13 protein-coding genes are annotated in these 11,511 nt (G+C 35.9%); all 13 read right to left on the minus strand.

Translation table 11 applies throughout. The features are described from left to right. Positions 1 to 8: 8 nt before the first annotated feature. The 13 genes from mreD to ACK3CR_RS22925 all read right to left on the minus strand — a co-directional run bounded on the left by mreD (position 9) and on the right by ACK3CR_RS22925 (position 11,510). Positions 9 to 524 carry a rod shape-determining protein MreD gene (gene mreD / locus ACK3CR_RS22865; RefSeq protein ID WP_019391329.1) on the minus strand — a complete coding sequence of 172 codons (516 nt, stop codon included), beginning with the start codon at positions 522 to 524 and terminating at the stop codon, positions 9 to 11. Beyond that, on the minus strand, positions 521 to 1,393 hold the full coding sequence (gene mreC / locus ACK3CR_RS22870) for a rod shape-determining protein MreC (protein WP_243517409.1): 873 nt from the start codon (positions 1,391 to 1,393) through the stop codon (positions 521 to 523). Before mreC ends, mreD begins: the two co-directional genes overlap by 4 nt. An 18-nt stretch (positions 1,394 to 1,411) precedes the next feature. After that, positions 1,412 to 2,434 (minus strand): rod shape-determining protein, encoded by a 1,023-nt coding sequence (locus ACK3CR_RS22875; RefSeq protein WP_019391327.1) that lies wholly within the window; start codon positions 2,432 to 2,434, stop codon positions 1,412 to 1,414. Between the two features lie 379 nt (positions 2,435 to 2,813). Further along, complete coding sequence (gene radC / locus ACK3CR_RS22880) at positions 2,814 to 3,485, minus strand: RadC family protein (protein ID WP_040057064.1); 672 nt, start codon at positions 3,483 to 3,485, stop codon at positions 2,814 to 2,816. Between the two features lie 34 nt (positions 3,486 to 3,519). Continuing rightward, positions 3,520 to 4,092, minus strand: a complete 573-nt coding sequence (locus tag ACK3CR_RS22885) for a Maf family protein (RefSeq protein ID WP_430237838.1) — start codon at positions 4,090 to 4,092, stop codon at positions 3,520 to 3,522. 118 nt (positions 4,093 to 4,210) lie between these two features. Beyond that, positions 4,211 to 5,188, minus strand: coding sequence for an SPOR domain-containing protein (locus ACK3CR_RS22890; RefSeq protein ID WP_328122468.1), 978 nt, complete (start codon positions 5,186 to 5,188; stop codon positions 4,211 to 4,213). Positions 5,189 to 5,340: 152 nt separating this feature from the next. Continuing rightward, on the minus strand, positions 5,341 to 6,084 hold the full coding sequence (locus tag ACK3CR_RS22895) for a hypothetical protein (protein ID WP_488976138.1): 744 nt from the start codon (positions 6,082 to 6,084) through the stop codon (positions 5,341 to 5,343). Further along, entirely contained in the window at positions 6,085 to 6,669 is a 585-nt protein-coding gene (locus tag ACK3CR_RS22900) for a hypothetical protein (RefSeq protein ID WP_243517401.1), read from the minus strand. Then, positions 6,666 to 7,628 carry a type IV pilus biogenesis protein PilM gene (gene pilM / locus ACK3CR_RS22905; RefSeq protein ID WP_328122470.1) on the minus strand — a complete coding sequence of 321 codons (963 nt, stop codon included), beginning with the start codon at positions 7,626 to 7,628 and terminating at the stop codon, positions 6,666 to 6,668. Before pilM ends, ACK3CR_RS22900 begins: the two co-directional genes overlap by 4 nt. Positions 7,629 to 7,728: 100 nt before the next feature. After that, positions 7,729 to 8,481: a prepilin peptidase gene (locus ACK3CR_RS22910; RefSeq protein ID WP_328122471.1), complete on the minus strand. Its 753-nt coding sequence runs from the start codon at positions 8,479 to 8,481 to the stop codon at positions 7,729 to 7,731. 59 nt (positions 8,482 to 8,540) lie between these two features. Next, positions 8,541 to 8,678 carry a pilus assembly FimT family protein gene (locus ACK3CR_RS22915; protein WP_243517396.1) on the minus strand — a complete coding sequence of 46 codons (138 nt, stop codon included), beginning with the start codon at positions 8,676 to 8,678 and terminating at the stop codon, positions 8,541 to 8,543. A 69-nt stretch (positions 8,679 to 8,747) separates the two neighbouring features. Further along, entirely contained in the window at positions 8,748 to 9,926 is a 1,179-nt protein-coding gene (locus tag ACK3CR_RS22920) for a VanW family protein (RefSeq protein WP_243517394.1), read from the minus strand. A 285-nt stretch (positions 9,927 to 10,211) separates the two neighbouring features. Continuing rightward, the gene (locus ACK3CR_RS22925) at positions 10,212 to 11,510 is read right to left on the minus strand and encodes a bifunctional folylpolyglutamate synthase/dihydrofolate synthase (RefSeq protein ID WP_328122472.1); all 1,299 of its coding nucleotides are present in this window, start codon (positions 11,508 to 11,510) and stop codon (positions 10,212 to 10,214) included. Between the last annotated feature and the right edge of the window lies 1 nt (position 11,511).

An 11,511-nucleotide genomic window follows, 5' to 3' on the forward strand; every position in this document is an offset into this window, starting at 1 on the left:
CGCAACTGTTAATCTGTTAGCTTATAAGCTACTTTTTCAAACTGTTTTTTTAATGGGTACGCTAGAAGAACCACAAAAACAAGGTTTAAGATTAGTGTCGGATAAAGGCGATATGTTAGGAAGCGGTCCATAGACATATGCGTCAAACCAATCATACTGTTAATCTCATAAACGTAAAACTCTAACAGCGTAATCCCCACAATTGTTAAAATCGTAATGATGACAACATTTGTTTGAAAAACTTTTAACAGCTTGGATACAATATAGCAAATTGCAGGCATCCCGAACATATAAACACCTAACAAGTCTGTATACACGATGTCATACAAAAGACCGAAAAAGAACGCATACTGAATTCCTTTTTTCGGATTTATGTAAATCGTCGCTAAAAGTAACACAATAAGCGTCAGTTTCGGTGATAAAATCCACTGATGAAACCAAGATTGATTAGCAAAAAAGTTCACGAATAAACTATCAGCAATAAACACTACAGAAACAATGATGGGAAGGAAGTAACGAATCACTCTTCTTCCTCCTCATCAAGTGATTTCTGTGGAGAAGGTTCTACTCGTTTTAATACAGTCACATCTTGGATATCTTTAAAATCAGCTGCAGGTTTTACATATGCTGTTTTTGTTAGCCCATAATTATCTGATTCAATATCGCTAATTTCTCCAACAATACGTCCTTGAGGGAAAACACCTGAATACCCAGACGTAATGACTTTTTGCTTTTCTTTTATCTTCGCGCTATGAGGAATACCTGTTAGAATCAATGCTTCACGTTTTTGATCGTATCCTGAAATAAGACCATTTACATTTTTAGATCCTTGGATTGTAACAGAAGCGCGGTTTGTTCGATCTTGAGAGCTTAGTAGTTGCACTGTTGATGTAAACTGTGATGCATCTACGACGCGTCCAATTAAACCGCTTGATGTCATAACAGCCATATCATTTTCGACTCCATGAACTTTTCCGCGATCAATTGAAATCGCTTCATTCCATCGATCAGGACTTCTTGCAATGACCGTAGCATTAATTGGATCGTAATCACGTAGTGTTGAATCTTTATCAAGTCGCTCATTAAGCTCTTTGTTCTTCCGCTCTAAATCTTTCACATCTGCTTCGAGCTGCATATATTTATCAAGATTCTTTTTTAGTACTTTGTTTTCCTCATATGTATTTTTGAGATCTTCGATGCTTCCAAAGAAATCGGCAACATACTGAGCCGGCTTATGGGCCGTTGACTGTACCAGTCCAACTGTATCCTTAACAAATTGCTCTGGCCATGTGATCGTTTTACGTCCGTTTAAAGAAAAACCAATCAATGCCACGAGAATAATGATACTTACTAGTAACACAATCAATCTTTTATTGAAGAAAAATTGTGGCATGACGTTACACCTCTAATCTTATCGCTTGGACTCTGCTCTGTTTTTAAATAGATCAATATGTTCTAAAGCTTTTCCTGTTCCGATAGCTACACAGTCAAGTGGATCTTCTGCAATAACAACAGGCATACTTGTTTCATCACTAATCATTTTATCTAGGTTACGAAGAAGCGCTCCACCACCTGTTAGAACAATTCCACGATCCATGATATCTGCTGCAAGCTCTGGAGGAGTTTGCTCAAGCGTGCTTTTTACAGAATCAATAATTGCTTGTACAGTATCTTTAAGAGCGTCTGCAATTTCATCTGCAGAAATCTCAATTGTTTTTGGTAATCCTGTTAAAAGATCTCGACCACGAATTTCCATATTTTCTACATCTTCTGGTGTACTTGCAGAGCCGATTTCTACTTTCATTGCTTCTGCTGTACGTTCTCCAATCATAAGATTGTAGTTTTTGCGAATATACTGAATAATAGCTTCGTCCATCTCATCACCAGCAATGCGAATAGATTGACTTGTTACAATCCCACCAAGTGAAATGATAGCAACTTCTGTTGTACCTCCACCGATATCTACTACCATACTACCAGTTGGCTCCCATACTGGTAAATTCGCTCCAATTGCAGCAGCAAATGGCTCTTCAATTGTGTAAGCATCACGTGCACCGGCTTGACGAGTTGCATCAATAACAGCGCGTTTTTCAACTGCTGTAATCCCAGAAGGAACGCAAATCATGACATATGGCTTACCTGAAAAGACGCTCTTATTTTTCTGTGCTTGTTTGATATAATACTTCATCATTGTTGCCGTTGTTTCATAATCAGCAATAACGCCGTCTTTCATTGGACGAAGAGCAATGACATTTCCAGGTGTACGTCCAATCATATTTTTAGCATCGTTACCAACTGCAACGATGTCTCTTGAATCTGTTTGTAGCGCTACAACCGATGGTTCACGAACAACAATTCCTTTTCCTTTTACATATACTAATGTGTTAGCCGTCCCTAAATCGATTCCAAGGTCACGTGTACCAATTCCAAACATAATGTGTATCTCCCTTTCTCTCTCAAATATCACAAAGTTTTATCTATTATTTTTAATTGATATAGGACTTTTTGTTTTTATTCACTAAAAGTCTAGTTCTATTGTTACTCATACAAAGAATGTTATAAAAAACCAACAATCTTTATTGTGTCGAGTCCAAGAGCATATGTCAATGTAAAAATGGATTCTGTCATCAAAAGGTAATCTTCGACAAAAACAGTATTTTTTCAAGACTTTCTCAAAAAATCCATGCCTTTTATTATAACGTAATCATAATAAAAAAGGTAGAGTAATCTTGTCCCTGTTTTTCTAGTTTTGATTGCTAATAATAACAAAAAAACCCTGCTTCCTTACTATTAACGTATGAAACAGATTTTTGTTACACATAACCTTTCTCTCTTAAACTAACAAATTTACGATCACCGATAATAATATGATCAAGAATGTCGATTCCCATCAAAATTCCGCATTCTTTAAGCCTTTTGGTTACTTCTATATCTTCTTTACTTGGTTCAGGACTTCCTGATGGATGATTATGAATACAAATAATTGAAGCTGCTGAGCGGCGTAACGCCTCTCTGAAGATGTCACGTGGATGAACAATTGAGGAGTTCAAACTACCAATGAAGATGGTCTTTTTTAGAAGAACTTGATTTTTCGTATTTAAAAAGAGGCAAACAAAATGCTCCTGTGATAAATGACGCATTTCTTCCATAACGTAGTTTGCGCCATCTTCAGGGCTTCTTACAACATATCGATCTGTCACATGTAGATTCGCTACTCTTCTTCCAATTTCAAGTGCTGCTATAATCTGAATGGCTTTAGCCATTCCAATACCTTTAATACTTGTAAGTTCTTCAACAGTAGCTTGATTCATAAGATGCAATCCGTCATATTTGTGTAAAATTCGATTGGCAAGTTGAAGCACAGATTCCTCTTTTGTTCCTGTGCGAAGTAAGATTGCCAAAAGTTCGTTGTTAGATAAATGACTTGCGCCAAACGATAAAAGGCGTTCTCTAGGCCTTTCATCATCCGGAAAGTCTTGAATCATAATCCATTCTTTTTTCACTTGTATTCCCTCCTTTTTATTGTGGAAGGAAAACCCCAAGTTTCTTTAATTCTCGCACCGTCTTTGAGAGCGGCAGACCAACTACAGCATAATAATCACCGCTAATTTCTTTAACAAACAAAGCTCCTTTTCCTTGAATACCATATGCCCCTGCTTTGTCCATTGGTTCTCCTGTCCCAATGTAGCGCATTATTTCTTCATCTGTTAACTCATAAAAAGTTACCTCTGTACGACTATAAAAGGTTGACGTCTCTTTTCCTTTTACAAGCGCAACTCCTGTAAAGACTTCATGAGTTCTTCCAGAGAGAAAACGAAGTGTCTTAAAAGCTTCTTCTTCATTAGACGGCTTACCGAGAATTTTTCCGTCTATAGTTACAATTGTATCTGCACCAAGAACAACTTCCTCATCATTCTTTGGAACAGATTCAGCTTTTTGAGCTGCAAGGTCTGTAACAACCTGTGAAGGAGGAAGTGTTTGATCCATATGCTCTTCAATTGTACTTGGGCGAATAGTAAATACAAGGCCTGCTTCTTGTAGAAGCTGACGACGACGTGGAGAATTAGAAGCTAATACCAATGCTGTTTTCATTGTGGAAACTCCTTTGCGTTTATGATTGAGTAGAGAGATACATTCTCATTTTAACAAAGAGAGGGAGCAATCACAATTTGTTCATAATAAAAAGACCCCTTTTAATTCAAAGAGATCTTTACGAAAGTTTAGCAATTACTTTTAAAAGGTTTTTTTGCATCCCTTCTCCACCTTCTTTTGTTAACGGGACTTCAATACTTTTTTCAAGACTGCTAAGAGAAGCTGTATATCCTTTCAAGTCATCTTTCTTTGAAAGCGTACCAAGCTGCGTTTTAAGTTCCTTTAAAGCTTCTTGTTCCACTTCCTCTCCCTCAACTGCTTTTGAAGATTGAGCAATGGCCGTCTGAAGAAGCGTTGTAAGATGCTCTCCATCTTTATCAGCAATATCTTTCGCTTGCAAAGATCCTTCGTACTTTTTAGCATATACAGATACGCCCTGTTCCTCTATGCTTTTACCAAGAGCTCTCGCTTCGCTCAAAGTTGGTGAGATTCCTGCTATAAGAGTGAATTTATCATTTTGCTTTATAACTTCAACAGGTACAGATAGCTTTCTCCCTTCTTTTTCAGCAGCCTCTTTTGTAGAGAAAACACCTGCTTGCACAATGAAAGCATCTAGCTTAATCGTAAAAGAAGATTTCTTTTCCTCTTTCTGTTCTGTCTTTTTTTCCTCACTATTTGAACTGACCGCTTCTTTTGGTTCAGAATCTTTTCCTTCTTTTGCTTGTGCTGTTTTCTCTTGTTTAGGCGTCTTCTCTTCCGTTGCTGTCAGCATATTTACGCTAAACAAACCAAGACCTATTCCTACTAGACAAGCACATGCTACAATTCCTATTATCTTAAACCAGAACGGTTTTTTCCCTGGTGGAAGAGAAGATTTCCTTTTAATAAGCTTCTTGTTTCTTTCCTGTTTATAGCGATCTACCTTTTTAAGCGGAACAATGTTTGATTCCTCCGCAGATGCTGATATTTCCTTTTCTGTTTCTGGAAGCACCCATGAAAACGTCTTTTTATTATTCTGTTTCTTGCTTAACGTTGCTTCTTGTTTCTTTCCATTAATTTTAACTAATATTTTATCTGAGGATTGCTTGTCCACCATTTCACCACCCTGTTATTCCATGATTGTACGTTAGAATAGTACCGTCTCCTTAAAACCTACACCAACCCTATCACATTAAAATAAAAAAAGAACAAGACATTTGTCGCCTTGCTCGTAGTTTCTTTCGACAATATGTGTTGTTCTTCTTTGTATTATTCGTTTTTAAAAGGCGTTGTTTTCCCTTCACTATCAGGAGTGCTGAGTTCACTCGGTTTAGTTGGCATGCTAGCTAATGACGGATAATAAAAAGCTGTGAAGCTAAGCACATACTGTGGCACCTGCTCAGTTGTACTTTCACTTTCCTCATCTGAAAGCTCAACGTTCTCCTCACTTTTAGCTGGTTGAAATGATAGCCCTTCAATCGCAACTCCACGCTCACTTTTATTAAATTCATTTAGAAAGCTTAGCGCTTCTTCATATGTTGAAGCTTCGAATGTCACTTCAATGCTTTGACCCTTTAGATTTCCTGGCATATGCAGAGGCATATTTCCAACCTCTCGCTTATGCTCATTCCATCTTTCATAGTCTTCTAAGCTTTGATTTTTCTCGCGCTGTTTCTTTATGATTTCATCTTTCCCAAAAGCCATATCAATGATTGTTATATTTGCTTTTAGCTCTGATTTTTCTATCGAAAGTAAAATGTCTTGTAAGTTCACGTCAATCGGAATAGTTTTTTGTAAATTATAGGCATCTTTTGCGGTAACTTCTTTTCCTTCACTTTCTATTTTCAGCTTGTTAGTATATACTTGCTCTTTCTTTAACGTCTCTGCCTTTACTTCTTCTTTAAGTTCAAGAGGAGCATAGTAGTGATGATAAAGCCAAAAAATGAGAAAGAATAAAACAAGAAAACAAATACTTAATATCAATACATGTTTTTTCTTTACAGACCATACCATTTATTCTGTCTCCTCTTGCTTCTCACTCTGTTTCTTAAGCTGCTCTAAGTCTATGATGAGAGAATATGTTGCTTGATATGTTGATAGTTCCCCATCTTGCATCTCCACTTCTTCTGTAACATTAGATGTATCAATAGACAAAAGGCTCGCTTTCTCAACAAGTGATGAATCTTTTAGGTTTTGTAAATAAAAAGCTGCATCACGATGATTTTCAAGCTGGATTTCTAATGAAAGCACGTTATAGTCATCTAGATAAAATTGCTCGATATAACCATTTTGAGGAAGCTCTTCAACTAAACTTGTTAATAGAAGGTTAAGATCTCCTTTTCTACTTTCACTCCACTCTACTGCATTTTTTAAATCATGATACTCTCCGATCCAGCTTGGCACATTTAAGGATTCTCTCGTTTCTTTTACTTTTGTGATTTGCGCTTCTGTACGGCTAATGTTTTCTTTCTTATCTTGATATTGAATATATCCATAAAGAAGAACTCCAATAGCAAGAACGATGAGTATTAGAAAAAGAAGCAATGGAGCTATATTACGCGGTTCTTTCTCAGGTAAGAAATTCACATCTCCTATCATAAGTGCACCTCTCTAAGTGCAAGACCAAATGGAACATAGCCACTCTCTGGCACACCAACTCGGTCATGAAGAAATAAAGCGTCTTTTTGAATATGAGATACCTTCACATGTAATGATTGTTGAAGCTTTTTGTGAAGGGAGCTAAAAGCTGGGTGATGCCCACTAATCAGTACACCATTTATTTTCTTCCCAAGCGTTATTTCACTTGATGTATACACACTAATCAATCCTTCTATTAACCGATTCATATAGTCGTTAAACTCACTGTCAGTGCCTTTCCAAATAAAAGCGTTCTCTTCGTTCTTCCAGTACTCCATCCACTCATAAAAAGATAAAAACTTTAAAAATACAGGTTGATGTTTTTCGAAAGTCGCAATTTGTACCCCTTCTAAATCAATATTCATTAGCATAAAAACTCCATCACCTGCTAAATCGAGATGATAAAAAAGCCTGTACAAAGCAATGGATGAAACACTAGCTCCAATTGGTTTTAAATTTGTTTCTTCTAAGAGCGCTACATAATCAATAAGCTCTTTTTCAGGTGTTGCAAAAACAATAGCTTTTTTTTCTTCTTTCATTTCTTCTTTATAAAAATAGTCAATCATAGGATCTTCAAATGGGATATCGTCTTTTAATTCTTGCAATATGTACTCTTTTTCTTCATTTTTATCCATTTCAAAGGGAAGAATAACTTCCTTTAGGACAACAAGATCATCAGGGACTGTAAAATGAACGAGCTGTTTTTGCATTTTCCACTCTTTTAAATGTTTTTGTAAAATTGCTTGTAGCTTTACATAATCCTTAATTCTCCCTTTTTCTACAATTCCCCTTTTCAAAGCAATCTTATGATAGATTGGCTGTTCAAAGGCATTTTCTTTGTTTGTCTGAAGTACTCTTATTTCATAATCCTTGATTACAATGTTAACCAGCTTGTTTTTTTGAAAAAAACGAAATTTCATGCTGTTCACACACCTATTCCTACAAAAGTCATCATGCAAAGACCTAGAGTAATATGATTCTAGCTCTTTGTATATTAAACAATTATCACTTCATCTATCATTAAATGAAAAATCCCATATACCAACTAAATAACTGATCACCTTTCATAAATACAATAAACGTTCCAAACGCAATATAGGGGCCAAAAGGAAATGGCTTCCCCTTTTGAACTCTTCCAATCATCATCCCAATAACTGCACCACATGCTCCAAACAAGACAGCAAGAAATAAAGAAAGAAATACCCCTTTTATTCCTAGAACAAGACCGATAACACCAAATAGTTTCACATCCCCTCCCCCTATACCATCTCTGCTAAGGAGGAGAATAGCAAGCAGAACAAGATAACCAAGTATTCCTCCTATTGCCATATGTGAAAAAGAAGCAAGAGAAAAATACCATTGTTCCAAAATGAGGATAGGTAAGAAAAATAAAAGAAGTGAATTCGGTATAACCATATAAGAAAGGTCTGACACAATGACCATTATTAATAAAGAAGAGAGCGTTATATATAACAAACCTTCTCCAAATCCATTTGTTATAAAAGGAGCAATGGAAAAAAGCACAGCAGTACTGAGCTCAATAGTTGGATAAAGAGCTGATATCTTATATTTACACACTCTGCAGCTTCCTTTTTGCCATATGTATGAAATAACGGGAATAAGCTCTATTACCTTTAGCCTTGAGCTGCATGAAGGACAGCTTGATGATGGATAAATTAAAGATTTTCCAATAGGAAGTCTTAATCCAACAACATTAAAAAAAGAGCCTAAAACTAAACCTGAACAAAATAGATAAATCGTAATGATTGTCATTTTCCGATCATCCCATCTAAAGATTTTTAATCTTTCAAATGGAAACCTCATCCGTTTTTCTATTGATTTGAAAACCATTCTCCAATGCTCGGAATTAGAAATGATGCAAATATTGCAAGAATGAAAACAATCACAATAATCCCGAGAAGAGAAAAACCTTGATCTGTTTTTAAAGTCAAAAGCTTAAATTTATTCATAAAAAGCATACTCCTTTTTCTTTCTAGTATGCTCTTGTCTACAGCGAGAATTCATAAGAAGAGGAGATTTTATTCAGTACGGTTTCCATCCCTCTCTTCTTTTGGACCTCTAACTTCTTTTGAAAAAACAGGCGGGTAATAATCATCGTTCATCACTTCAACAACCTGATCTTCTTTGCCATTTGTTATGTATCGTACAACTTCAATACTCTCCCCCTGTTTTCCTGTTCGTTCAATACGGGTTTCATTAACATTCAAAAGCGGGTCATACTCTACAATTGTTCGAGGAGGATATGTCTCTTTCCTTCTCTCTTTTACTACAATTTTCTTTTTTAATTCCTTTCCACTTACTGTCGTAATAAGCTTATTACCCACAACTTTAACAGTGATAACATAGGAAGTTAAATGAGGATTTTCGAAGGTTAAATCTTCTTTTCCGAGTGAAACATAAGCTTCATATCCAAGAGGAACATGATTCTGCCTTGTAGTGCTTATATGTCGTTCTGTGATTGTAAAATCGGTATGTAACATAGCTTCGTAGAGGGAGGAAGTGAGCACTTCCTTACTTTCTTGTAAAAAGCTTTCCTCATATTGAGTCAGAACTGCATAATTAAATGAAAATTCGTCCTTGCTGCCAACTGTCCATGAAGAAGAAGATCCAAGTAGTTCTGAAAGATTTTCTTTACTTTCTTTTGATAATGGTCGTTCAACTTCAGCTACTACGGTCTCTTCTAAAGGTTCCGGTTCTTTTATATAGGATTGCAACACAAATAACGTCTTTGTAGCTAAACGTTGGCTTTGGTCCGCTATCGTTTTTTCAAGGCTTTTTTTATTTACTTTCTTTTGATCTTCAGCTGTGACATGATTATAAAGATCTCCATATAACTTATCCTTGTTGATATCAACAATTAAAGACTCATTTTTTTGAGTTTCAACACGTTTCAGTGATTCTTTAAGATGAAAAACAATGACTGATCGGTCGAGCAGCACTTCTTCTTTATCATATGAAAAAGTAAGATGGCCACTTTGTTGCCACTCCTTAACTTTATTATTAACCTTTTCATATGCTTTCTCATAAGAAAGACCACCAATTGAGATGCCTGCTATTTTTGTTCCTTTTGCAAACGATGTGTTTGAACCCATGATTTTTTCGTAAGCCCATACGCTTCCCTGTGAAATAACAATGCACGAAAAAACAAAAAGCAATAAAAATAAAAAGATTTTCTTTCCCTTTTTAGTGAATCTCACTAGAACACCTACCTCTGTCCTATCTCTTTCTTTTTTCAGAATCATTAGTTTTTTCCACACTCACTATGGTGCTCTTTATACATACCTAACAACGTGCATGTAAACTAACAATACCCCTTACAACAAAAGGACTTTAGACCTAGTTCTATATAACTTGTTTTTTCCTTTATAACCAAGACTTTACACCTCCTATTTTATACTAAGCTAGTAAATTTTGAAAGACTCCGCTGTAAGTTAATACATAAAAAAAAGAGAACTCTTTTTAGAGCTCTCTTTTTCTTTTCCTTACGATAGAAGATAGTTTCGAACTTCTGAAATAAAATAAAGGGAACCTGTTATAAGAAGAAGATCTTTCTCTTTTGTGAGATTTTGTTTCCCTTTTTCAATCGCTTTTTTAAAATCCATTTCTATCACTTTTGAACTATGTTGACTAACAGCCGCTATATGTTCTGGATTGTCTGCTCTTGGAAAATCAAATGTCGTGAATATAATGCTTGTTGCGATTTCCTCAAGTCTTGTAACAAGTTCTGTAGCTTCTTTATCTTTTAAACATGAAAACACAACGTGAACATTATATTCCTTATAATGACGTTTCACCGTTGAAACAAGGCTCTCAATCCCTTGAATGTTATGAGCACCATCTAGAAAAATAAGTGGATTTTGGCTTATTTGTTCAAAACGTCCAAGCCATGCTGTTCGTTTTAATCCTTCATATATCTTGTTAACTTCTATATTCAAAATTCCTGTTTTCTTTAAATAGAGAAGTGCTGCAAGAGCTAAAGCTGCATTTTTCACTTGATGAGCACCAAGCATTGACAGCTTAACGTTTGAAAGAACAATATCAAATCCGGAAAATTGAAATCTTTCACTTAACTCTTCAACTTCTAGAGAAGAAGTGTAAAAATCTCTTTCAAGCACATAAACAGGTGCATTTTCAGCTTTGGCCTTCTGTTGGATGACATCAAGCGCGCCGTTTTGCTCAACAGCAGTAAAAAGCGGGGTATTTCTTTTAATAATACCTGCTTTTTCTCCTGCAATTTCTTCGATTGTATTTCCTAAAATATTCATATGATCGAATCCAATGTTTGTAATAATAGTAGCAATTGGATTCAATACATTTGTAGAATCAAGACGCCCCCCAAGACCTGTTTCAAAAATAACAAAGTCTTGTTTATTCACTTTTCCAAAATAGTAAAAAGCCATCACTGTAATAACTTCAAATTCTGTAGCTTCTCCAAAGTTTGTCTCATTTAAGCTCTCTACTACAACTTTTACCTCATTTACAAGATGAACAAGTTCTTCATCTCGTATTGGCTTGCCGTTTACGCTAATCCGTTCATTGAAGGTCTCAATGTATGGAGAAGTGAATGTTCCAACAGTATATCCTCCTGCACAAAGCATCTCACGCAAATAAGAAAGCGTAGAGCCTTTTCCATTTGTACCTGCAATATGAATTGCCTTTAGGTGCTTATGAGGGCTTCCTAGCTTTTCTAACATCCAGCTCATTCTCTCTAAGCCAGGCTTAATGCCAAACTGAAGTCTTCCATGAATCCAGCTCCGTGCTTCATCATATGTAGAAATCATT

The sequence above is a fragment of the Priestia sp. TRM10 genome, from assembly GCF_057808375.1.